The sequence below is a fragment of the cyanobacterium endosymbiont of Epithemia clementina EcSB genome, assembly GCF_029919255.1.
In the GTDB taxonomy this organism is placed as follows: domain Bacteria; phylum Cyanobacteriota; class Cyanobacteriia; order Cyanobacteriales; family Microcystaceae; genus Rippkaea.
Window position 1 is genome coordinate 1,981,457 of the sequence record NZ_CP123991.1, and the last position, 25,674, is coordinate 2,007,130.

Consider the following 25,674-nt stretch of genomic DNA (forward strand, 5'->3'; position numbering starts at 1 on the left):
CCTTACATACATTTTAATGTTTTGTTAAGGAAAATTTTAAATAATTGACTTGTTATAAAATCAAAAGAATATAGAGTAAGCCAAAAACTCCTATCAGTTCACTTTCCCTGAGGTTCTAAAGCGGCTTTAGGATACACAATTCTTTGATGATGGAATTGTTGCCAAACCTTAACAAACACCTCAGCAATGATAGGCAACTCCTCATATTTAATTCCTGAATCCTTCAATTGATTATCTCGCCATCGAGCTTTAAAAATTTTATGAATCATGGCTAAAGCGGTTTCTGGGGTAGCTTCTTTCAAAGATCGTAACGCTGCCTCACAGCCATCGGCCAACATCACAATCCCAGTTTCTCGTGACTGAGGAGTGGGACCTTCATAGCGAAACTCTTCTTCACAAATTAGTTTTTCTCCGTCTTTTTCTGCCTGTTGTTTAGCCTGATAATAAAAATAGGAAATTAACAACTGTCCTTGGTGTTCAGGAATAAAATTTCGAATCACTCGTGGTAAACCATATTTACGAGCCATGACTAACCCTTCGGCAACGTGCTTTTTTATGATTTCCACACTTTGCCAGGGATCGTTAATTTCATCGTGTTTATTCGGCGCACCCATTTGATTTTCAATGAATCCTAAAGGGTCGTGCATTTTCCCAATATCGTGGTATAGGGTTCCCGTCCTTACCAACTCGACATTACAATGAAGTTCTCTAGCTGCTGCTTCGGCCAAACAAGCCACAAATAGGGTATGTTGAAACGTTCCCGGCGTTTCGGTCGATAATCGTTTGAGCAAAGGGCAATTAGGGTTAGCCAATTCTACTAACCGAATGGGAGTCACCAAATCAAAGAAACGTTCTAGATAAGGAGAAATTCCTAAAGCCATGACACTCCAGAGAAACCCAGATAGACCATAAATAATTGCTCCCGGCAACACGGCTGACCAAATTGTCCCCGCCACCGGTGCGATAATTAAATAAATGAGAAAGTAAAGGCCTCCTTGAACAATGCCCACCCCTCCTCCTAAACGGGCTAATTCATCTCGTGAACGGAGTCGTCCAGCCATTACCCCCGCTAATAATCCTCCTGCCGTTCCTGCTAAAACATAACTCCAATTTACTGTTCCTGCAGTAAATGTCGATAAACCACTTAACAATAAAACTTGAGTAACTGCTAAGGTAGGGCCATAGAAACTACTTGTCAATAATCCGACAGCCGGCAAATTAGTATAACCTAGATTAAAAATTGCCAGAAAGGGGGTGCTGAAGCTTAATAAACACAGTAAAAAATGATCGCGGCGACGCATTGGACGATGAACATGACGAGTCACCATGCAAAAAACTGTTACTCCTCCTGCTACTAGAATCACAGAAATCCCTAGTCCTAACCAATTTATGCCACGGCGACTTAACCCAAAGCTGTCGAGTAAGATAAAATCTGCTTGGCTGATCGTTTCATTGGCTTTGACAATGACATCTCCCTCTTGAATTTCAACAATTACCGGTTCTACAGCTTGAGCCGCTTGTTCAGCCTGCCTCTTAGTTTCTTCTCTATCTACCGTTAAATTATGTTGATTTTGAAAAACAGACATGAGCAGTTTTTGCCCCATTATCTTGCTAGAAAAAGGTATTGACGGATCGAATTGTATTTCAAGAACATCTTGCAAAAGATTATTGGGGATTCCGGCCGGAATCCCCTGAATCAAAATTTTTTCAGTGGTGTTGAGTAGTGCTTTTTGAGTATTTTTCCAAGTAGGCTCATCTAAGTTGAGAAAGGCAACAGCTATTTCTAATGATAGGTAAGGACTTCTAACACCAGATAAAATTGATTTAGCCTTACTATACCGTTGACGAGCTTGACTCATCTTTTCTAAAAAGGTTTGGAATTCTGTTCCCGTAGTGGTTTGCCGATAGTCTTTAAGCTCAGTTAAGACTTTTTTAAAATCAGGGGATAATTTGGATATTTTCTCTGGGAAATTGTCAATATCATTAGGAATTAACTGGACTTTAGCCACATTTAAAACTTTTTGCCAGTCTTGTTCAGAAAAAGCTCGTAAATTTTGTTGGGTAGGCAAGGGAAGCTGTTGAACACTAGCTACAGGAAAAGGATTACTTATATTTCGTAATTGTTGCATACTGACTAACGCTTCTTTCACAGTCAATTCCAGCTGACTGGTTAATTTGACATCCCGTTGCAATACAGGAATGATCCCAGTGCGAACTTCTTTTCGTTTTTCCTCAGTAGTTTTGAAATCTTCAAAAGTTCCGTCCCCAGGAGCAATAATAGTTACTGGAGAAACAGTTCCTACAGCTAGTTTCGGTTGATTGTAGAAGCGATAACTAATTACACTAGTCAAAGATATAATCGCTAACCCCCACATCATGGGTGGGTGAATTTTTCTCAAGGATGATGAGCTATGCAATTTTTGAAAAAAATTAGAAGTATGGTTTGACTGAGACTTGTGGGGCATAGGTGAAGCATCAATCTTCCTCAAAAGCGAAAAACCAAAATTTTGGTAGTTTTTACGCCATTTATCTAGGCTTTGGGTAAAAAATTGAAGCTTTTTCATCGTATGTGAGGTCGCTGAAAAGATATTAGGAGCGTAATAGAGAGCCCTAAGAAATATGCCACTAAATTAAACTAGGGTAGATCCACCTTGAAATTTTGCCATGACAAAATCATCTCAATTGAACCATTGACGTCTTTAACTACTTTACTGTTTCTCTCTGGAAATGGATTTGGTTTTAAGTATTATGACTCTTCTAGACTAGCTGTAAAAAAATCATACATAGACAAAGGATAAAAGTCTTGCTTTGCAAGGCTTTTAAGATTCCAAAAACCTTATTTTTATATAGATTTAGTCTTTGGAGTTATAGAATACAATTGGGTTAAGATTTTTAGAAGTTATTAGCTACTAATTTATTATAGTCTTCTTTAGAAGAGCCAATATTCTTTTTGGGAAACGAGTTTCATAGATGAGCGTTTTTGTATGACCCAAGGCGAGTTAACCACACTAATGTTAAAGTTTAGCTCAACTTGACTTCGAGAGTTGCTCCCAGTCCACATTGCCCATAAAGTAGGAATGATCTTCTGGTTCATTAATTCACTGTTTCCTTTTCTTCTTAAAGCTGACTGCCAGTGGGGGGAATACCGAAACAACTATTGTATGCTCCGGCTAATGCTCCTACTAAGGTGGTAACAAGCTGAGATTTGGTTTGAGTGGCGGCTCTAAGAACCGCCACTGAAAAATTTTCTGGTGTAACTGTAAAACAATAAATTGCTAAGGGTAAAGCTGATTGTTCTAAGAGTATTGGTTGATGAAAATAGTCAATTACTTGTCTTAGGGGAGTTCTCAGTTTCAAGAAAGACTCTACTTGTTTTAAGGAGTCTCTCAAACGAGAATTAGGTTGATTGTGATAATGATTTAGTTGTTGAGAAAGTCTGCTCTTAATATCGAGGTTTTCTCTCAAAATAAGGGCAAGTAATTCTCCCCAAACCATCATTTCTTGTAGTGTTTCTGAAAATAGTGGCTATTTGACAACTAAGCAATGTAATTGCTCCCGTAATAGACTAGGAGCATCATGGAAAAAAACTATCAAGGGTAACGTCCCCAAGACAATTTCCCCTGTGTTAGGTAACTCACAATTATTTGTATTTGTGAAAAAAGATTGCTCACCGGTAATTGCTGACCAATCTTCAGGTGATAGCTTTCCCTTTTGGGTCAACCGCTTTGTTATTGCTTGACTTAGAAAAAGCCACCAAGGGTGTAATGGGGAAGTATGTCCAATATTTACACCAATTAAACTCCCTATGAAGGTTCCTTGAAAACGATTTAAGAGTGAGTAACGCATTGTTCAATAATTGATTGATAAACTCTGAAGATTAAACTAATTGCACTATTTGAGCATATTGAATGATAAATCCATCCCAGGTTGGGCTATCAATATAGATTTTTTCAGAATTTCCTAAAGCGTGATTTCAATAGCTCACGGGGTGACGGAAAGATTAAAGTGTAGATGAAGATAAGGTGTGGGGCATAGGGTGTAGTGAAAACATCCCCAACTTCAACAAATTAAGTTACGGGTAGAGACAGTTACTAATAGATGGAAACCTAAATCGTGAGGTTTACGAATCACCTTGTTTACGGCACCTGAGGATGTAAAATTAGACGTAATAAGACCCAAGAACATCACTTGAGATCGATACATTGGGTCCGTTGGTCCTATACCTAGCAAAGGTCAGTCGCTTTTTCGGGATTGACAACTTGTTCTTTAAACACTTTCCCCGCAGAGAAAGCAGGAACTGTGGTAGCAGGAATGGTAATAGATTGTCCAGTTTGAGGATTCATTCCTTTACGTTCTTTACGATCTCTTGGTTCAAAGGTTCCAAACCCAACCAAGACAACTTTATCTCCTGAAGCGACGGTTTCCATAATGGTTTCTGTAAGCGCATCCAGAATATGACTCGTATCTTTTTTGGTCATGCGAGTCTTGGCAGCGATCATGTTGACTAGATCTTCTTTATTCATCGTTACTTTATTGGCAATTCTGACTGAGGCTGATTATAGCTGAATAATTGCTCTGAGATCACAATATAAAGGATAAAAACAACGTTGTTTTCTTTCCCTAGTTGCCTCGGTTTATGGTTGATTTATAGCTTTTTATCCCATCTCACTCTATAGTGAGATGTTTTTACTTGACTGTTATAAATCATGATTTTTCCCAAAAGTTTGGCCTTTAACTCGGTTGAATACCTACTCCTACAGGAGCAATAGTAGTCAATCCTAATTCTGGTTTATTCTCTTGAACTTGTTGCAAATTCCACTCGTTTTTAAAAAGTAATACTGGACGACTCCAATTATCTTTGACAACAATAGTATTAAAAATCTTTCCGGCTTTTTCTAGGGCTTTCCAACCTTCGGTTACCCAACGGGCTAGACTATAGGGAAGAGATTCTAATTGAGTTTCTACCCCATATTCACTGAGCATCCGAAACTGGACGACTTCAAATTGTAATTGTCCTACGGCAGCCAAGATCGGATCTCTTTTAAAGTCATCAGTGGAATACATAATTTGGATCGCCCCTTCTTCGCGTAATTCTTGAATACCTTTTTGAAATTGCTTAAATTTAGAGGGGTTAGGATTTTTGAGATAGGCGAATATTTCTGGAGAAAAACAAGGTATTCCCTCATACTCCAATTTTTTGCCGTTATAAATTGTGTCCCCAATAGCAAACACTCCCGGGTTATTCAACCCAATAACATCTCCGCTATAAGCTTCTTCGATGGAAGATCGATCTTGTGCAAATAATTTCTGAGGACGGGACAGACGAACAGTTTTTCCCGTCCTAGCATGGCTGACAGTCATGTCTTTTTGAAATTTACCCGTACATACTCGTACAAAGGCCACGCGATCACGGTGTTTTGGGTCCAAATTAGCCTGTAATTTAAATACAAAGCCACTAAATTCAGGATATGTGGGCTCTACCACTCCTACAGAAGAATTCCGTCTTTCAGGTTTTAGGGCGTATTCTAGGAACGCTTCAAAAAATAATTGCACTCCAAAATTAGTCATAGCCGATCCAAAGAATACAGGAGTCATTTGGCCGGAGTGGAGTGTTTCCAAGTCGAGATCGGCTCCTAATTCTTCGAGGATTTCTAATTCTTCTTTAAGCTGATAATAAAGATCTTGGTCAAGATATTCCTCAATTTTAGGATCACTAAGCCTAATGGCAGTTTCGTGAGCACGTTGGCTACCGTGTGCGCGACGTTGAAACAGGTGTACAGCTTGTTGACGACGGTCAAAGATCCCTCGGAAGCGATCGCCGGTTCCAATCGGCCAGTTTACGGCATAGGTTTGTAGTTTTAATTCCTGTTCAATCTCATCGAGCAATTCCAGAGGATCTCTTGTTGGGCGATCAAGTTTATTGATAAAAGTGAAAATGGGAAGTCCACGCAAACGACATACTTCAAATAGTTTACGGGTTTGGGGTTCTAACCCTTTTGCTGCGTCAATTAACATGACAGCATTATCGGCTGCCGCTAGAGTACGATAGGTATCTTCACTAAAATCTTGATGACCTGGAGTATCTAGTAGATTAATCTGAAAGTCTCCATACTCAAATTGTAAGACGGTAGAGGTAATTGAAATTCCTCTCTGTTTTTCCATTTCCATCCAATCAGAGGTAGCTTTACGTTGGTCTCGTCTAGCTTTGACTGCTCCTGCTTGGTGAATTGCTCCTCCGTACAGTAGAAGTTTTTCGGTTAAGGTAGTTTTGCCTGCATCAGGATGGGAAATAATAGCAAAGTTACGTCGTTTTTCTACGGCTTTTTCGATTTCTGTCTGAATTTCGCTGGACATTCTTTATGGGAGTCTCTTCAACTAAGGCTATTAATCTTCATCCCTCATAATATAACCTCCTCTGAGAAGCCGGTAGGAAAGGTCAACGGTTATTGACTTATCTAGCCAATTAACAGTGCAACTTAACAGTATTATTATTAATCATGGTTTTTTATATTTAAACTTTATGAATTACTTAACTTAAAGTATTGATTTTTAATGTTAATGAAACTTTCACATAAACTGAAAGAGATGGTCATAAACTTTTAATCTGATTTTTGCTGATGTTAATTTAGATTAGTATTGATCAGAGTCTTTACCTAGAAAATTTTCCACAATATCGCCCCCATTTAACTAATAGTTTAGAGCGTTTAATATTTCGTATTTATGGAGTGAAAATTAATGATCATGAATAACTATTCTACGGTATATAAATATCGTAAAAGTTGGGTGATCAGAATTTGATTACAGAAGCTTAACATCAAAAAATTATATTCGTGCTTTCTACCACTAGTGCTTTTACAAAATTTTTCTTTTACAAAAAGAAAAATTTTGATACGTTTTTGTCCAAAATATAGACCTCATAGTAATTATTTTAAACAAAAAATAATTACTATGAGGTCTATATTTTATCTTTTGCAATCAATGCAATTATAGCCAAGATATTGTCTAATTTTTATCTTTTTAAATTAGAAGTAGTTACTTAAATAAGTTTGAAAATTATTGTGATATTTAATGACTAAAAAATGATTCAGAATTACTAACTACAAGTTAAGTTGTTAATGATCCAGGAAACTAAGAATATTCTTTCAAGCTATTAAAAAAAAATTAGCAATAAACATTATTTATACTTAGTGTTATCTAAAATGTTTAAACAACATATGTTATTTAAACATTTTAGATAAAAAATATTTTTAATAAATTTGACTATCTAATTTAGGAATTTTCAGATCTTTTTATAAAGTTCTTGAGCAGAGCATAACTAACAACTCAAAATAAATTTAATAATTAATTATACTTAACTAACTTTTTTTATTTAGAGCTTTTTTAAAAAACTTGGACAATTATTAATTTTTATTAATTTTATAGAAGTATTAATCTTTAATACTTCTATAAAAAAGTTTTTAAATATACTTAATATATTTTTTAGTATATTTTCTTTACTTTTCAAAAAGATTTAATCTTAGATTATTAGAATTTATTTATCTTTAATTTTTTTTAAATAAATAGATTTTTTAAAGAATTTTTAAGAAATCTATTTATTTTATTTTTTTGTATAAAAAACTTTACTAATTAATTAGTAAAGTTTTTTTAAAATTTAGTTATTTTATTTTTTAAGCAGTCTAGTATCTAGCAGAAGCAAACTATAAAAATATTTTTGTAGTTTGCTTCTGGTTTAAAAAATTGACTTATAGAATAATTTACTGTTAAAATTACTCTGTAAGATTTTTGATTAAAAACCAGTTCTTTTTTAAAGTATTTATTAAATAAAAAGATAGCCAACTAACTATTTACATTTATAAATGCAATTATTCTGCATACAAAGATAGAAATTATAATTTATAACTTTTAAAAAATAACTACCAGTTTATCAAAGAGGTATATGTCTACCTTCTCATGGTAGAAAAGTTCAAAATACTGCGAAAAATCATGCTATTTGTGTTGTAAACACTGTATATATTTTGGGTATTTTTATTGTATATGGTTAGGTTATTTGTTTTTTAAAAAAAACAAATAACAAATAAAAAGTACAAAATATTACCAATCTTATACAACAATTTTTTTAAAAATTTTGAGCAATGACTCTCACTGTTTTAGGCTTTTAACTTATAACTAAAATATAATCATTAACTTTTGTATAGTATATATTGTAATATATTGTTTAAGTTGGTCTAAAAGAAATATATAGTTTTTAACTGACCAAACTTATTCTTTTTAAGAGTGCGGTGAGCATTGGCCAGTTTATCTTTTTGACTTTTCGGCTTCCTTAGCCAGACTTTTATCTATTTTTTGTTTACTTGTAAACACCTATATTGAATGATTAAGCTTTAGGAATAACTACTAGACATTGATGTCAAAACATGTGAAGTTAGTTCTATATAGGTCTTTAACTTCTAGAAAAAGCTCTCTAGAATGCCTCCCGTTAACTGTTACCGATTCCCTTAAACTCCTCAGACGGTTTAACGGAAGACCTCTCACAACATTGAGATAGAATATTGTCAGTGAGACACGGTAGCCGATGGCACGCTTTTGGCGTACGCGGTATCTCGAATAAATGAAGACTCAAGACTTAATTGGAGTAGCTGGAGAAAAACAGAGGCATGGGAAAAGTAGTCGGCATTGACCTGGGGACAACTAACTCTGTGGTAGCCGTCATGGAAGGCGGAAAGCCAGTAGTGATAGCCAGTTCAGAAGGGATGCGGACAACCCCTTCAGTAGTGGGTTTTAATAAAGATGGAGAATTGGTCGTTGGACAATTAGCTAGAAGACAGGCTGTTCTCAACCCTCAAAACACCTTTTTTGGGGTCAAACGGTTTATGGGTCGTCGATATGACGAGCTCGAACCTGAATCGAAACAAGTTCCCTATACCATTCGTAGAGACGACAACGATAATATCAAAATTCGCTGTCCTCGCCTCAGAAAAGAATTTGCTCCCGAAGAAATCTCCGCGATGATTCTACGGAAATTAGCAGAGGAAGCTGAACGTTATTTAGGAGAAATAGTCACAGGAGCAGTAATTACCGTTCCTGCTTATTTTAATGACTCTCAACGTCAAGCGACTAAAAATGCTGGGCGCATTGCTGGCTTAGAAGTTCACCGTATTCTCAATGAACCAACGGCGGCTTCTTTAGCCTACGGGTTAGATAAACAGCGCTCGCAAAAAATCTTAGTCTTTGACTTGGGAGGAGGAACTTTTGATGTCTCTATCCTCGAAGTGGGGGATGGAGTTCTCGAAGTTAGAGCAACTAGTGGGGATACCCAACTAGGAGGCAATGACTTTGATAAACGTATTGTCGACTGGTTAGCCGAAAAATTTGTTGAACAAGAAGGGGTAGACCTCTGCAAAGATAGACAGGCATTGCAACGCCTAACAGAAGCCGCAGAAAAAGCCAAAATTGAACTGTCAGGGGTTAGTACAACCGACATTAATCTACCCTTTATCACCGCCACTGAAGATGGTCCTAAACACATCGAAACCCGTTTGACTCGCTCTGAATTTGAAGATCTTTGTGGAGACTTAGTGAGTCGTCTCCGTCGTCCTATTAAACGTGCCCTCAATGATGCACAGTTGACCCCTGTTCAAATCGATGAGGTGGTATTAGTTGGGGGGGCAACTCGAATGCCTATGATCAAAGGGTTGGTACGAAGTTTTATTGATAAAGAACCTAACGAAAATGTTAACCCTGATGAAGTGGTGGCAGTAGGAGCAGCCATTCAATCAGGCATTTTAGAAGGGCAAGTTAAGAACATCTTACTACTTGATGTGACTCCTCTATCTTTAGGGTTAGAAACCATCGGCGGTGTTGCTAAAAAATTAATTCCTCGTAACACTACAATTCCGGTCAGACGTTCGGATACCTTTTCTACTGGAGAAAATAATCAGACCATGGTGGAAATCCATGTGGTTCAAGGAGAACGGGAAATGGCTAAGGATAATAAATCTTTGGGCAGGTTTAAATTAAGCGGGATTCCGCCAGCCGCTAGAGGAATTCCCCAAATTCAAGTGGCATTTGATATTGATGCTAATGGAATTTTACAGGTGATGGCCCGTGATCGCACCACCGGGCGGGAGCAAACCATTACCGTTCAAGGAACTTCCACCCTCAATGATGCAGAAGTCAATAGAATGATTCAAGAAGCAGCCAAATTTGCTGAAGGCGATCGCCAACGACGGGAACGAGTGGAGAAACGCAACAGCGCTAAAGCCTTAACCGATCAAGCATTACGCCGACTAAAGGAAGTTACTCTTGATTTTGGGACTCAATTCACCAGTTCCTATCGCCGTCAAATCGAGTCTTTGAATGCTGAAATTATTGATAGTCTTGATAAAGACGATGAATGCCGTCTTGATCGCGCCCATGCTGATCTGCAAGATGTCCTCTACGAACTTAACCGAGAAGTTCGTTTACAATATGACGAGGAAGATGAAGGCTTTTTCAACTCTATTCGTAAGACATTAACGGGAAAACCTGAAGATGATCTTCCGTATACTCCCCGTCGTCGAACCAGCTATCGGGATGATTATCATCAAGACGATTATGGTTCTTCTCGTTATGATGAGCGTCAAGACTATCGATCACCCCACTATGATAGCTATGACGATTATGAGAATTGGGGAGTAAATCGTTCCTATCGTTCCCCATTAAGTCGTAAGCCATCTCCGTCAGATAAACGATATCCTGAAACTGAGTCCGAAAGGTACTATGCCCGCGATAAGTCTCGTCTTATTCCTGCTGAGAATGATTGGGATGAAGAGGAGGATGATTGGTTCTAAATTAGTCGATAAGTCATTCGCTACTAAGTTTTTTTTGAACCTAACTGTTTAATGTCTACCATATTTATTGATAACTGATTATATGCAGCAAGTCCGCAACCATTATGCCATTCTAGGAGTCCCAAAAAATGCTACTAGCGAGGAGGTGAAGAAGTCCTTTCGGAAATTGGCACGACAGTACCATCCTGATGTTAATCCAGGGGATAAAACTGCTGAGGAGAAGTTTAAAGATATTAATGAAGCCTATAATACCCTCTCAGATCAGACCAGACGCGCTGAATACGATTTACAACTCTTTGGCAAAGGGAAACGCCGTTCTAATCGTGGACGGGATACAATCCCCCGTAACGGTAATGGTAGTAATAATTCTTATCGTCAAGACTCCGATTTCTGGAAGTTTAAAAATTTTAGCCCAGGAAACAGCAAACGGATTAAAATCGTTAAGCCTTCTGATTCAGGACGACGGGATGTAGAAGCTAAGTTAAATTTACCCCTAGAAAAGGCTTATCAGGGTGGACGCGAACGTATTCGCCTTGAAGATGGGCGGTCATTAGAAGTAGAAATGCCTTCAGGAATGATTAATGGGCAAAAAATTCGCCTCAAAGGACAGGGACTTGATGGGGGAGATCTTTATTTAAAAATTTCCCTAGCAACTCATCCGTATTTTGAGTTACAAGGAACGGATATTTTTTGTCGTCTTCCCGTTACTCCTAGTGAAGCTATTCTAGGGGAAGCCATCGAAATTCCAACCATTGATGGGTTGGTTAAAATGAAGGTTCCTAAAGGAGTCCGTTCCGGTCAAAGGTTACGTTTAGCTAATAAAGGATATCCTGATGGCAATGGTAATCGAGGAGACCAATTAGTAGAAATTCAGATTGCTATTCCCTCAGAAATTAATGAAGAAGAGTTAGAACTTTATCAAAAAATCCGCGAAAGAGAAACGTTTAATCCGCGCCGGGATTTTCTTTAAACGAATTATCGAAATTGCTCATTAATTAGCCAGTTTAAATCCAAAATAATTAATAATCTCATTTATATCAGATTTATTGGAGTTATCGAGGCATCTATAGAAGAAAATAAAGCTATTTTGCAAATGTCCGCTTAAACTAAAATCACACTCTCTGTTAGAACATATAGATCAAGCCTGATGGATACTAAAATCTTTAAACGTTCATTGCAACAGTCCGAACATTATCACCGTAAAGGATTTGGCCATGGGTCAGAAATCATGAGCGTTATGAGCGCAGAGTATCAAAGTTCTCTGATTCAACAAATCCGTCAAAATAACTATCGATGGCAAGAGGGAAAAGTAACGATTCACCTAGCAAAAGCCTTCGGATTTTGTTGGGGAGTTGAACGGGCTGTTGCGATGGCTTATGAAACTCGTCAACATTTTCCTAATAAACGTATTTGGATTACTAATGAGATTATTCATAATCCTTCTGTTAATCAACGACTTCTAGAAATGAACGTAGGTTTTATCGAAGTGATTAATAATCATAAAGACTTTTCTATAGTTGCAAAAGGAGATGTAGTTATCTTGCCAGCTTTTGGAGCAAGTGTTACTGAAATGCAACTTTTAAATGATAAAGGTTGTACCATTGTAGATACTACTTGTCCTTGGGTTTCTAAGGTTTGGAATTCTGTAGAAAAGCACAAAAAACGTCATTATACTTCCATTATTCACGGCAAATATCTTCACGAAGAGACTGTTGCTACCAGTTCATTTGCAGGGAATTATTTAGTCGTCTTAAATTTAGAACAAGCAAATTACGTCTGTAATTACATTCTTAATGGAGGAAACAAAGAAGATTTTTTAGATAAGTTTAAGAATGCCCACTCACCAGGATTTAATCCTAATTATGATTTAGAAAAATTGGGGATTGCTAATCAGACAACCATGTTGAAAAGTGAAACAGAACAAATTAGTGAAATTTTTGAAAAAACAATTATTAAAAAATATGGAATAGCTACTCTAAATGACCATTTTATGAGTTTTAATACAATCTGTAATGCTACTCAAGAACGTCAAGATGCCATGTTAGAGTTAGTTAAGAAAAAGTTAGACTTAATGGTAGTTATTGGAGGGTTTAATTCTTCTAATACCACTCATTTACAAGAAATTGCCATTGAACAACAACTCCCCTCGTATCATATTGATAATGCCACTCGTATCAACCTGAACAATACTATTGAACATAAACCTTTAGGGAGAGACTTAGAACTGAAGGAAAACTGGCTTCAAGACGGTTCTATCATGGTTGGTGTTACTTCTGGAGCATCTACTCCCGATATTGTTGTAGAGGCGGTTATCAAGAAAATCTGCACCACTAAAAATTAAACATTTATTCAAAACTAGTGATTGTTTTTATTATTTTCGACTAATGTCTCCTTAGTTATCAGTTTTCACTGATAACTAAGGAGACATTTTTGATGATGCAAATTAATACTCTAGCACATTAACTAATAGCTTCTTAATTAAGATAAGTGATTGGTGACATAAATTGAACTATAAAAAGAGAATAATAGCTAAACTTAGTAGGATCAAATAGATTAAAAAATAAAGCTCTTTTAATCTATCCAGTTGCTCATTAACTACATCGGAAATAACGGTTTTATTAGATAGTAAATTGGTTCGGGGTTTAGCATCTAACTTTCTTCTTAAAAAGATGCCTTTTTTCCTTTAAAAAATTATTTTTATTTTATAAGTTTAACCGTGTCCCAATTAGTCAATTTAGTACTAACTTTCTATTAACCTTAGTGGCAATAAAAATTGAATACAGAAGATTGATAAACAGTGACCAAAATAATTCAGAAAACGTAATTAGAAAAATATCGTTATCACCTCATAACTAATTTATCAGAAAAAGAAAAACAATGAGTATTTTGGGCTTTTAAATTAGCACAATATACCTCGTTTAATTATTAAATTAATGCACCACCTATTTAGATATTTATTATCGATCTCAATCATTAGAATTATTTAAGAGACTTCGACGTAATTGCAACTTAACCATGATTACCGTTTATTAATTTAACCGTTTATTACAGTAATCGCCTAGCTCTTCTCAAACAAAGCAAACTATATTATAGAGTAGACTGTCCTATTAATATCCTGAAACCACATCATATTCTAAAAGATATTTTTGGAATTAAAGTTGCTATCAGAGAAACTTCTATTAAGCTACAAATTTTTTTTAAAAACTTCTACTTAATTATTTCTCTTAATTCAGAAAAAAACTAATTATAATTTTTTATTTTTAAATGATAATATTGGGTAATATAAAAAATATTTTTATCATAAAGTTATCGTCTTAATATCACGGATAGAAAATTTAATTAATTAGATAAAACGAAATCAATTAAAATTGCAAAAATTAGTTTATCACAAAATAATTAAAATTTAAAAATAACAAACATCCCCATGTTTATAAAAACATATTGCTCTTAAATCTGCTCTGTCTAAGTTAGAGTAGTTTAAAATTTATGCTTTAGCAACAAAAATTTAAAGCCGGCAAAGTTCAATATAAATTATTCAACAACTTTATTAACTTATTAAGAGTAAATTGAAATCTTTAATTAAGTAATATAGAAACTTTTTGCTAGAGATTCTCTTAAGGACAACTTCTAGTTTTGGGATTGTGAGTCTTCAACCTATTAAATTAGGAGATAAAATAGGTTGGGCAGGAGATTTATTAACTAAGTTTAAAATTAATAATATTGCTGCTAACTTTCAAGGTAACTCTCCCGTTGGTAGATACGTTATATTTTTCGCAGAAAGACTATCACAAGAAAATATTAATATTTTATTAATCATTGGGACAACTTCAGAAAGATTACTAAAATAATTAATTAATGAACTTTATAGATGTTGAAGAAAGCACAACAAGTAAGAAAAAAGTAGCTAATACTGTTTCTTGAGTTTTTCCTTTATCAAAATAAATAATAACTTCTCTACTATAATTTTTTATTAATGTACAATGGGGTACACTAAATAAGTTTTTCGATAGCAATTAGCTAATTTTAATAGTCCTAATGCCTAGTTTAAACTCTCATATTATCTTGAAATATTCTTTCAATTGGTTTATTTTTAAGCTAATTAATTAGTTTTTATAGCCCTGATTTAATTTAGCTTTTTGTTTTTTGTTTTAATCTTATTCATTTTTATCTAAAAAATATTTGCTCTTAATTTAACCATGACAATATTTTTTCTGTTTAACTAAAATTTTTAAGTTATTTAGCTTATCATTGAAGGGGATTCTTCCGATGATGTAATCAAACATTAATTGGTTTCATCAGATGGTATTGAATACGATGGCTATATCCTCTAGACAAATCACAGGAAGTTTAACTAAAAGTAATGATTTAAATTTTACTTTCTTCTTTCATTTTACTGAAAAAATTACAATGGTTCAGCAAAATCCCTTTCATTTCATCAAATATTTTATAATGCTCATGAACTCAAGGCTCATATACTAACTTCCATCATTTCTATGCTAGCTCTAATTTTGGAGAGTAAGTTGGCAAATATCCTAATAGATAATTTCTGGAAAAAATTTTATTCTTTTGGACTGGAACGATCTGCGATTATCTTATTATTAATAATAATTTTTTAAAAAAAGTCTTATATCATTAGCCAAATGTTCACCAACTAAATTTAGCTATTTTCTATTCACTCTTGTAGTTTTATTTAATAGGGAGGTTCCTGTCGATAGTCTAATAAATCTATAGACACATTACCATTTATAGCCTTAGCGTACCATGTTTGTTTGTATTTTATTATAAGTAGATTTTCGAACCAGATTGAGTATTACATTTGTTTGCTGCTACTCCTGTTTGTGGCAATTTATTAACAACATATAGGGTTAATCAAGATGTATACTAACTCAATTAAAGCTTTTTTATCCGGGAATTACAACTATTTTACTATTTCTTTGGACGTTATTTTTTCTATGATTTCTCCGCTCACTTCTTTATCTAAATCTACCAACATTACATAATAACTTATTTGTCCTTTAACCACAGCAATCCTATCGATTGCTAACTGTTTCAATATCTGAATTTTTTTTATTTTTTGTTAACTTACTCCATTCCTTTTAACTATATTCTTTATCTCACTATTTAAGACTTCTTCAACAATTTTGACCTTAAATACCTTGAATTTTTCAGGATCTGTTCTTTTATTTTTAAGTTAACTTAACTATTTTTTAATTTTATTTTCACATTTATTACATTTGGTCTGACGACGCATTCTTTTAATAGAGACGTTCTTCTCTCCCCAAAACAAATCTCCCATAGTTTATTTATTATTTTGATTTTGGTGAAGTTTTTTTGTAGCTGAAGCAGAGTCAATATAAGTTGCTTTTGGATCTATTTCTTTTTTCAAGAACAATTATTTATTTTAATAATTTACTATAAAAATGGTAAGTTTTTCTAATTAATAACCTTATTGATTAAACTAAATTAAACATTTTATGCAGTAAGTATATGTATAAATTATGTAAAAACATTGAACTTAGCATAATTTAATTATCAATAAAATCTACTATAACAGCATTTATATGATTAAGTCTTTTTGATAAGCCTGTTATTGATAATTAAACTTTATTCTAAATTTTTACATGGCAGATTATATTGGACTATAAATCCTAAAAATTTAGTATTTTTGAGTTAAGATTAGTTTTTTTTATAGTTTAAATTGCTTGATAATAATTTTTAAGAAATCTTGAAATATTGCCCAATGCCTTAAATAGAAATGGATCTCTATAAGTTCCTAAAACCTTAGTCGAATAAGGACCTTGAGAAAAAAATGAGATTTGACTTTAATTAAGATATCAAAATTCCTTAATTGAATTTATGGGAAGATTTCTCAGATCACAGTAGAATGAGGGGGATCCATAGCAAAAGTCATCAGAGTCAAGGATTATTTGAGACCCCTATACCAAGTTCACAAGTGGAACTCTACTTGTTGTTGGAGTTTAGAACAAAGAGTCTATCCTGACCTACACTTCGACTGCTATAAAATTCAGAGTGCGGATTGATCAGGAGGTGCGGAATGACAGTTTTAAATGCAAGGCGGCCAGACATTTCGGCGTTAACGAAAGAGGAGGTCGCAGATTTGGCTAAGCGGTTAGAACAAGATGATTATAGTAACCCCTTTGACGCCCTCAATGACTGGCATTTACTCAGAGCGATTGCTTTTCAATGTCAAGAATTGGCTGAACCCTATCTATATTTACTTGACATTGAAGCCTATGATGAAGCCTAATCATTTTAGGCATTAACACCTTAATTTAATAACTATTAGGTAGCCCCCGCACTACAATCGTAGTGTGGGCTTTTTTTATCTCTTTTCTTTTTTCTGTTACTATTTCTAAGTTCTGTCCCCTTAATTTTAAGCAAATTAGTAATTTTTAAAATAAACTAGAAGAAAGAATAGCCTTGTATAATCTAGTTTTAAAAGCTAAAGATTAGTTAAGAAATAGTCCTCGTTGTGATGCCATTCATGGGTTAATTATTTTAACGAATTGAGAGTATTCAGACTATAATATTTTTTGGAATTAGCTTCAATAATAATTGCCAAAAAGTGACTTTAGATCTAGTAAAAAACTTGTCTTAATTACTATTAAGTATTCAATAGGTTTTAACCTAATTGTTTGAAATTAAAATAAATATTTTAATTAAGTTTTTTTGAGAAAACAAAACATCATAGTCTTCAGAGCTAAATTGTAGTAAATATTTTAATATTTAAGGAGTTTAGACAAGTATTTTATAGTAAAAAAACTAATTTTTTCTATTACATTATTACTTTTTTATACTGGTTAGATTGCTTTAGTTGTTCTGATTTTATTTTTAATAATCACTAATATAGTTGTTGTTTTTAATTCAGTAATTTTTATTGAGAACATTGAGGACTATAAAATTTTAGCTCTAATAAATCCTTAGAGAATAGTATTAAAAAGGAAGCTAACTCAATTAAAAAATAACTTAATTATTATTGATTTATGCTCATAAGTTAATATTTTAAAAATAAAAAATAGGTTAATTTAAACTTTATATTTTCTATATATATAGTTTGTATTTTTGTAAAATAAACCCCTAGAATTGAAAAACAAAATCACCTCGAGTAGTTTAAAGCGTGATCTTTAATTAGCAAAAACCGGAGAAGATCTCCGTCAAGCTTAAATTTCTAACCTCCATCATATTGTTTAAGACCCAGCCAGAAGCCTGAAACAATTACCAAACAAACTAAAAACAATAAATATCTCTAAAATAGAAGATATTTAAAGCTTAAATCTATTAACTAAAGAAATTAAATATATTAAGAATAATTGAGTATCTTAGCTAAGAATTTAGGCTTTTCTAGACTGAATCTAATTAACTAGTGGCTGATAACCTCCAAAATTATTATTTTTACTGTGTTCTGTAACCACAAAAATCCAATATATATAAAAATAAAGTTTTTTAAATCCTGAAAACCTTGTAAGATTAGACCCTCGTTTTTTTAAGTTAGAGTTTTATCACAATAAAATCTATAATCAATGTGATTGACTCTCTATTAGAATAGAATATTTATTATGTTACACGTCAGTAACAATGGACTGTTTACTAACAAAAAAAATACATTAAATTTAAATACTAAGTAAAAAAATTATCGCTTTCATATTATTAATAATAGTTAATACTCAACTGCGATAGATAAAACAAAATTTTGTAGTTATTAGTGGAATAGAATTATCAGAACCTTTACAAGCCTTATAAAAACAGTTGAAACAACCCTAATTTTAACTGAAATCCTAAATTACAAATTTTCTAATATATAGTTAATAACTAAACTGACAGGAATAATGACTTCAACTCAACCTTTGTTATTTCTGCCTCCGGTTAATTGTTAACATAATTATAATAACGAGAGAAAAACAAAAATACAAGCGCTCATTATTATAATGAACCTTAACCCATTAGTAAGAATTTTGGGTCGGAATTGTTTGGATATAAAGGGTACAAGTTGTATTTTGTAATGGTAATTTTAAGTTTAAAAAGATTAAAGAGGCTATATTAGCCAGAAATTAGGGCAAATTTAGATATAAAGTTACCTGGGAAGTGTTAACTTTTGAAAAACTGATGTTACTCGTTGTAATTATGCTTAATTTTATTGTGTTTTTATAATTTTAAAAAGCACAATAACTTCGGTATTTTACTTTTTTTTATTTAACACTGTCAAAAAATAAGTTTATTATTCTCATCGTTTTACTAAAATCAAACTATAAAAAATTCTTATTAGAACTCATAATAATTTAAATATTGCTATAGCTTATGAAACCATTGCCTTTTATTAAAGAAAATAATCTTAATTAAGTCAATCTAACTGTTATAGGAATTTATCAGACTAATCTAGCTATAGAAACTGTAGCAACAACAGCTTTTATTAAGCAAGACGTAGAGAAAAAGAAAGTATAAGTAGTCCAAGAATTTATTACTTTTATTACCAAATTTGAACACTAGAAAGTTCTTAAATTTATGCTTTAGACCTGCTATTATAAAAATATATTTAACAGACTTTCTTTATTGTAATTTGCCTTATAATATTCCAGGTATTAGAGTCAATTTTTACGTTAAAGTTTCACTATTTTTCTGATCTCGATTATTCAGAGAAATGTAACGATTATGGCAATCGGTTCATTAAGGTTTTGGGAAATTTAGTTAAATTAATAACTTGTTTTGTTCCTGATGCAATTACGAGATAAATCCATTGAAAATATCGAACTATAGTTGAGTTTTTTCTCTCAAATATTCTTGACAACTCTTTAGGCGAAGCAGGAGGAAAGATATGAGTTAGTAGTAAAGCCTTTTCGTCTCGTCTAACTGAGTTTAAATTTACTGCCAAAATCTCTAACTTGGTGTTCTTCGATCACAGGCGGATCTGAATCTATCTCTAATCGGCTTCGTGCTTTCTTTGATTTTTTAGGCTGTTTCCAGAGATCGATTAGAATTAACTATTTTAGTTTCTTCGTCAAGTCCTGATTCCGCTTTTATTCTGATGCTAAAACATTGCGGCGGATACCTAGGGTTCGATAAATCCTACTCGTTTATAGTGCGGGGCTCTCCGCGCGGAAGAAAGCTTTCTATGCCCAAGACGAATTTCTGACAGTTGATTCATTATTTTGATAGATTTTGTTAGTAATGGAACCACAATAAATATAAGTTACTGTTGAGTCTATTTTTTCGATAAATAAAAATATTTATATTCTATTTAAAATCCGATAAAATTATGATATCTTCTAAATTTAAAATCTAACTTATTAAACTTTTTTAAAGTATCGTTTGCCAGAAATATAAATAAAGTAAGTATGTTTTCTATAGAAAAATTTTATTCTTTTATCAAATTTTATATTTTTATTAACTTCTTACATAAGAAGTTAATAAAAATGCTTTTTCTTGTATTTAAGATTATTTTCACTCACTTTTAGTTCTAGCTTTTCCTTTCAATTGATTAGAATTGATACTAATGATAAAATTTCAAAAATAATGATCAACCTAAAGCCTTTGTAAATAATTTGTATTTTTTAAAAAATTACCATAACATTTATCATTAATTACTTTTAGATATCTCTTATTAGAGGCGGTTGCAAATAAATAGTATTTTTGTATTAAAATCTCCAAGTTAGTCTAAAATAAAGTCAATTATCTTAAAATTTAACTGAGTATATTTTTTTATCTTATGGTATGCTGTAAATATAGGTTTCAGTTAATTTAAGTAGGCTGTTTGTTATCAATTTTTCTAGTTTTTAATCGAATATCAACCGGTCTAGCAACTATAATGCCAACAGAATTTTTAACGTTTATTACATAGTTTTGTAAATCTCTAGCAATGGTGACTTCTCCCGCAGGAGAAGCATGAATAAAACCGATATTTCCTTCTACAGTTTGATAAACTAAACCCGTGTGGGTAACATCTAAACCATCAATATTAGTGGCAATACTAATAATATCTCCTGATTTTAACTTAGAATAAATTTGCTTTACTTTATCATTAGGTATGTATTTTAAAACTGTCTTATTGATTTTATTTTCCCTTTCTACTATACATTTATAGTTATTTTCATTAGTTGCTAACTCAGGATAAAGATTTCTATTCCGACTCATAAAATAAAGCTTTTTGTCGAATTGAATTCCTCCTAAATCCGCCGTAATGTTTTTGACATTCTCTCGCTTTTGATTATCATTAATCCAATCTGAAAAATAATGTAGTCTACTACAATAACCATTGATAAAACCATTAATATAACGTTGCTCTTGTAGATGTTTAGTAAAGGTTCTATATCCCCTATCATTTAGAGTAATATTACGAGCAATAGCCAAAACAGTTTCTACAAACAAAACACAATCAAACTCTTTGAAGGAAATGAATAATTTTTCTTTTCTAAAAGTTTCTAATAAACCTGCTTTATAAGTTGATCCCAGAAATTGTTTTGCAACTATTTGCATAATTTCCTCCATTGATTCACTAAATAAATCATGATTATTTAGTGAATCAACAATGTCTTTAAACTGTTTTTCTAATTCAATCTGATAAAGCTTTCTTTTATAGAATTTCACCATAATGTCATTTAATTTGTTATTATAATCCGTGTTTTCTAGTACTGATACTACCAAAAAGACTAATTTTTTTTTATTATTGACATTATTTAACCAAGGCTCACTATTTATTAAAAAAAATATTAAAATCGACAAAATAAAAGGATTCACTGTAACATTGTTCCTCACGTTTAGGTTGATTATGATTAACTGTCTTTCACTTCTTGAACAGTAATTGCTCTTGCTGTATTATTAGCATATTTTTCATTAGTTTTCAACCAATAGTTAGTCTCATTAACGATAGGGAAAAAAACTTAGTTTGTCCCATTGTTTACCACAAAATTTTAATATACTTGTATTTTTTAGTAATAGAATTTCAATAATAGTCGATGATAGGTTTACCTTAAAAGTAAGGATTGAAAGTTAAATTACTAAGGTTAAAGTAACATAAAAACAATCATTAACTTTCCTGGGAAAATTAACTAAATTTCTTAGCTTATATAAATAAAATATTATAAATTAATATTTATTTTTGTTAGTATTAATATTGGGTAATTTTAATGATTAATAATTCATCAAAAAAATATATCTACTTTTTTAAGGATTAAAGAGGGCTCATGAAAAACTTCTCCACGGTATTTATTAAATATGCTTGATTTCCATCTAAAATTTCTGCTAGTGTTAATTGCTAAAACTTTTTGAGTGAGAAGATATTCTAGTAAACTAATTAAGCTTATTTTATAGGTTAAATTTGATTGATTTACAATCAATATTCCTTTATTAAAAATAATAACTAAGTTTGGTAGACATGAATACAAACCTTAGTTATATAAAGATATACGATAATTTATCGTCCTTACTTAATCAACAAAAATTAAAGTTTTCATGTGATAAGATCATTAATCCTATTTAAAAAAAATTAAATACTTAAACTCCACTTTAATGTTAGCTATTAATAGCAATTTTAAATTGGGTATATCACAATAAAAGCAGTGAGTAAATTAGCAAGTTATATATTTACCGGTGGCTAAATCAATCGCTTGTTTCATTGATAGCTTATGTTAAGGCTTCTATAATTTAGGTATTCTTGAGTTTGCAAATATTCCTTGATTTTCGACCAACAGTTTTTAACAGGGTTAAAATCAGGGGAATAAGGAGATAAAAATATGAGTTCTACTCCTACGGATTCCATCAGTTCTCTAACTTTTGTGGCTTTGTGAGCGGTAAATTTTCTATGAACACACAGGCTCCTGGACATAGTTGTGGTATCAACATCTGTTTGATCACTAAGAAAAGCTTTTTAGGGAACAAATTTGTTGGCTATCCCCATAACCATCATTTGCTGATACATCTAAACTTTTATGTTTAGCCTGTTTGGTGAATCTTTTTAACCAAGCTTTTAGTTCTTCTGTGCTTTCTTGGATTCGTTTCTTTTCTAACTGCACTACTTTCTGAGAATAAATTCTTGAACGACTCGGTGTTCTACCATAAATCAATAAATCACTAATCCCAGGAAGTCACCCTTAAACATAAAAACAAATTATCAATTGACTTTGGTTAAGTTTTGCTAGGTGAAAAGATAACTAAAATAATAGGATTATATTATCAAGTATAAAGTAAACTGATATTTATATTGGATTCTGTATTTTTTATTTATGCCTATTTTAGTCCAAAATTTACGAATCTTTAATTTGATTAGCCATCAGTTACCCCAATTATTAACTAAGTTTCTATATTAGGCTTGACATAATTTATACATTTCTTAGCAGAAAAGTTAATAATTTTTACTCAGTCGTACTTTTGCTTGATTGTCAATAATTTATTATTTTTTTCCTTATGTACCAGTCTTTAATTACTGTCACTATTAAACCTTTTACAGGTTATATAATAAGCCTACATCATGTATGAATTAAGACTTAATTTTTCCGAGTAAACAATAATCAAAAAGGTCTTAGAAAGATTGATTAAAGGACATCTTAAGTTAAATAAATGAAATAACTAAATAGAGATGAAATGATCTTTATTCCTCCTGTTAGTCGGGGATATACTGTCCACAATTTGAATCCCTAATTTAGGATTGAAGTAGACACAGGAAGACAGGAAAGAAATTAGAATAATTTCTATCTACTTTTTCCTTTCAAGATTAGTTCCTCCGTTGTGGCCGTCCTAAAGTAGTAATATAAAGAACCGCTTCTTCAGGGGGAATTCCTAAGACTTCATTGACTTGATCATCAAAAAATCCTCCTATTCCACTCACCCCTAAATTTAGATAAATAGCGGCTAAGTTTAGCCTTTGTCCAAGATGTCCTGCATCCAAATGTAAATAACGATAAGCGCGATCACCATATTTAGCAACAGCTTTTTGAAGATCGGCTGTATGAAAAACTAAGGCCCCCGCATCTCGTCCTAGGTTCTGCCCTAAACATAAATAATGTAGTTCTTGTCGAAAGTTTTTAAAGCGAATTTGTCTTAATTCTTGTGCTTTTGGCGCATAATAATAACACCCCTCTTCCAAACCAGTAACCCCAGAAATAGCGATAAACGTTTCGATCAACTCCAAATCAAAATAATCGGGATTAGGGTCTAAATCTGTTTTTTTATAATCTTGAGATTGATAGGTAAAATTTAGTAGGGATTTAAGTTCATTTAGGGTTAGATTTTCTCCTGTATAGGCACGAGTGGATCGCCGTTTTAAAATGGTGTTTTCTAAGTTAATTAGGTCCTTATTCCAGTCAATAGGTGATGTTTCAGTAGAAACTTTCAAACAAAATGGAAAATTATATTTATCTTCTAAATGTGATGGGTCCGAGATTAAAGTTGAAGATAGAGACAGTTCTAGGTCTCTAATTTCAGTTGCTTGATGGAAATAAGAAAGTAATTCCCCGTCATCAATAGGAGGATAATCGGTATGAATTTCTGAGGGAAAAATAGTTGTTTTTGGAGGATTAAAGGAAATGTGATTACCGTTGGATATATCCTGGAGGGAAATAACTGTAATGGCAGCTTCTTGATCGGAATCAAGATATAATATACGATTGATCATCTGATCTACAAATCCCCCAATCAAATGAGGACGATATTGGTTGATAGCACAACCTAATTCAATATTACCTAATAAGTGCCCTGTATCCAGCATTATTCTGCGATAAGCTCGATCCTCATATCGCCAAGCTGACCGCTCAAAAATCGCTGTTGTGATTATAGCTAGTTGGGTATCTTTTAAAGTTAAATCTTCAAAACAGGCCTCTTGTAAATCAGACCAAACATCACTTTCCCAAAAATTAATGAGGGAGTGAGTGTTAGATTGGTAGTTATACAAACCTGAAGGTAACAAAGAAGTTCCCCGAGAAATTAGATAGACTTCAGCCGGATAGAGTCCTCCGGCTGAAGGAGCGGTTCTTAAATATAAAGGGGTTCCCATGGTAGCAACTTTAGCCGTCACGCCATAACTACAAGCGAGTAACCGAGATAAACGTCGCCATTGTTGGGCTAATTCATCTTGAGAGTATTTGTCTGATAAATAGGTTGTAAGATCGTACGAGTTACCAACTTTATATTTTTTAGAAACCGAGGGTTGTTTTGACCAATCTAGTCCTTTATTTTTGGTGGCAATAGTTTCAGGATGGTATTTGGTTCGTTCGTGATAATGGGTAGCAATCGAAATTAGCTGATATGACATAAAATAAAGTTATTATAATGAACGGCACTCTAAGTTTGATTTTAAACCTTATTTCTTGAAGTATCACTCTATATTAAAAGTTAATCATCTGACAGGACGCTTAATAGTCTTGACCAGAGACAATCAGTGATGATGACCACAATGATTCTATGTTAACCTTTTTAAAAAAATCCTGATATTATGAATGACGTTATGCATTTAAATCATTTAGATGTGACATTAAAGAGGTATTATTTTTTATAATCTCTGTGTGTATTAATAAAACTGATTACATCCAACGTATTAGGATGGTAGACTAACGTTTGGGAATCAGGAACAAGGAACGAGAAACGGTTAAGAGAAAAAAATTAGAAATCATCTTTTCCTCAAGATGAACTATATGGTATATTTCAACAGATTAGAAGAATTATTATTTTAATTTTGGCTAAAATGGTATAGTGACGCGGAGATTACATTGGGAGAAAATATATTAGATTTATGAATCTAGTACAAGGTTAAGTTAATGAATAAAGGAACTCGTCTGATTTTATCTAAAAAGATAAGATTATGTTCGGGGAAGGAAGTAGAAACAATTTTTACTTTACTAAA

15 protein-coding genes are annotated in these 25,674 nt (G+C 32.7%); 5 read left to right on the plus strand and 10 right to left on the minus strand.

Going from position 1 to position 25,674, the window contains the following annotated elements; all coding sequences use genetic code 11:
- Positions 1-98: 98 nt before the first annotated feature.
- The 6 genes from P3F56_RS06525 to prfC all read right to left on the minus strand — a co-directional run bounded on the left by P3F56_RS06525 (position 99) and on the right by prfC (position 6,354).
- Entirely contained in the window at positions 99-2,564 is a 2,466-nt protein-coding gene (locus tag P3F56_RS06525) for an HD family phosphohydrolase (protein WP_405054744.1), read from the minus strand.
- Between the two features lie 365 nt (positions 2,565-2,929).
- A complete protein-coding gene (locus P3F56_RS06530) occupies positions 2,930-3,094 on the minus strand; it encodes a hypothetical protein (RefSeq protein ID WP_281152106.1) in 165 nt (54 codons plus the stop codon).
- A gap of 23 nt (positions 3,095-3,117) precedes the next feature.
- The gene (locus tag P3F56_RS06535; RefSeq protein WP_281152107.1) at positions 3,118-3,498 is read right to left on the minus strand and encodes an ADP-ribosylglycohydrolase family protein; all 381 of its coding nucleotides are present in this window, start codon (positions 3,496-3,498) and stop codon (positions 3,118-3,120) included.
- A 27-nt stretch (positions 3,499-3,525) separates the two neighbouring features.
- The gene (locus P3F56_RS06540; protein ID WP_281152108.1) at positions 3,526-3,846 is read right to left on the minus strand and encodes a hypothetical protein; all 321 of its coding nucleotides are present in this window, start codon (positions 3,844-3,846) and stop codon (positions 3,526-3,528) included.
- Between the two features lie 377 nt (positions 3,847-4,223).
- Positions 4,224-4,541 carry an HU family DNA-binding protein gene (locus P3F56_RS06545; protein ID WP_281153747.1) on the minus strand — a complete coding sequence of 106 codons (318 nt, stop codon included), beginning with the start codon at positions 4,539-4,541 and terminating at the stop codon, positions 4,224-4,226.
- 190 nt (positions 4,542-4,731) lie between these two features.
- A complete protein-coding gene (gene prfC, locus P3F56_RS06550; RefSeq protein WP_281152109.1) occupies positions 4,732-6,354 on the minus strand; it encodes a peptide chain release factor 3 in 1,623 nt (540 codons plus the stop codon).
- A 2,300-nt stretch (positions 6,355-8,654) separates the two neighbouring features.
- Between prfC and dnaK the strand changes: the two genes are divergently transcribed.
- The 5 genes from dnaK (at position 8,655) to isiD (ending at position 17,097) form a co-directional block, all read left to right on the plus strand.
- A complete protein-coding gene (gene dnaK, locus P3F56_RS06555) occupies positions 8,655-10,829 on the plus strand; it encodes a molecular chaperone DnaK (RefSeq protein WP_281152110.1) in 2,175 nt (724 codons plus the stop codon).
- A gap of 82 nt (positions 10,830-10,911) precedes the next feature.
- Positions 10,912-11,799 (plus strand): J domain-containing protein, encoded by an 888-nt coding sequence (locus P3F56_RS06560; protein WP_281153748.1) that lies wholly within the window; start codon positions 10,912-10,914, stop codon positions 11,797-11,799.
- Positions 11,800-11,976: 177 nt separating this feature from the next.
- Positions 11,977-13,170, plus strand: coding sequence for a 4-hydroxy-3-methylbut-2-enyl diphosphate reductase (locus P3F56_RS06565; RefSeq protein ID WP_281152111.1), 1,194 nt, complete (start codon positions 11,977-11,979; stop codon positions 13,168-13,170).
- 1,258 nt (positions 13,171-14,428) lie between these two features.
- On the plus strand, positions 14,429-14,677 hold the full coding sequence (locus P3F56_RS06570) for a hypothetical protein (protein WP_281152112.1): 249 nt from the start codon (positions 14,429-14,431) through the stop codon (positions 14,675-14,677).
- Positions 14,678-16,884: 2,207 nt separating this feature from the next.
- Positions 16,885-17,097, plus strand: a complete 213-nt coding sequence (gene isiD, locus P3F56_RS06575; protein WP_281152113.1) for a protein IsiD — start codon at positions 16,885-16,887, stop codon at positions 17,095-17,097.
- 3,485 nt (positions 17,098-20,582) lie between these two features.
- Here the strand turns inward: isiD and P3F56_RS06580 are convergent.
- From P3F56_RS06580 to P3F56_RS06590, 4 genes are all read right to left on the minus strand, one after another.
- Complete coding sequence (locus P3F56_RS06580) at positions 20,583-21,578, minus strand: N-acetylmuramoyl-L-alanine amidase-like domain-containing protein (RefSeq protein ID WP_281152114.1); 996 nt, start codon at positions 21,576-21,578, stop codon at positions 20,583-20,585.
- Between the two features lie 874 nt (positions 21,579-22,452).
- Positions 22,453-22,665: a transposase gene (locus P3F56_RS10525; protein WP_405054745.1), complete on the minus strand. Its 213-nt coding sequence runs from the start codon at positions 22,663-22,665 to the stop codon at positions 22,453-22,455.
- Positions 22,666-22,693: 28 nt separating this feature from the next.
- Positions 22,694-22,852, minus strand: coding sequence for a hypothetical protein (locus P3F56_RS06585; protein WP_281152115.1), 159 nt, complete (start codon positions 22,850-22,852; stop codon positions 22,694-22,696).
- Between the two features lie 698 nt (positions 22,853-23,550).
- A complete protein-coding gene (locus P3F56_RS06590; RefSeq protein WP_281152116.1) occupies positions 23,551-25,086 on the minus strand; it encodes a SagB/ThcOx family dehydrogenase in 1,536 nt (511 codons plus the stop codon).
- Between the last annotated feature and the right edge of the window lie 588 nt (positions 25,087-25,674).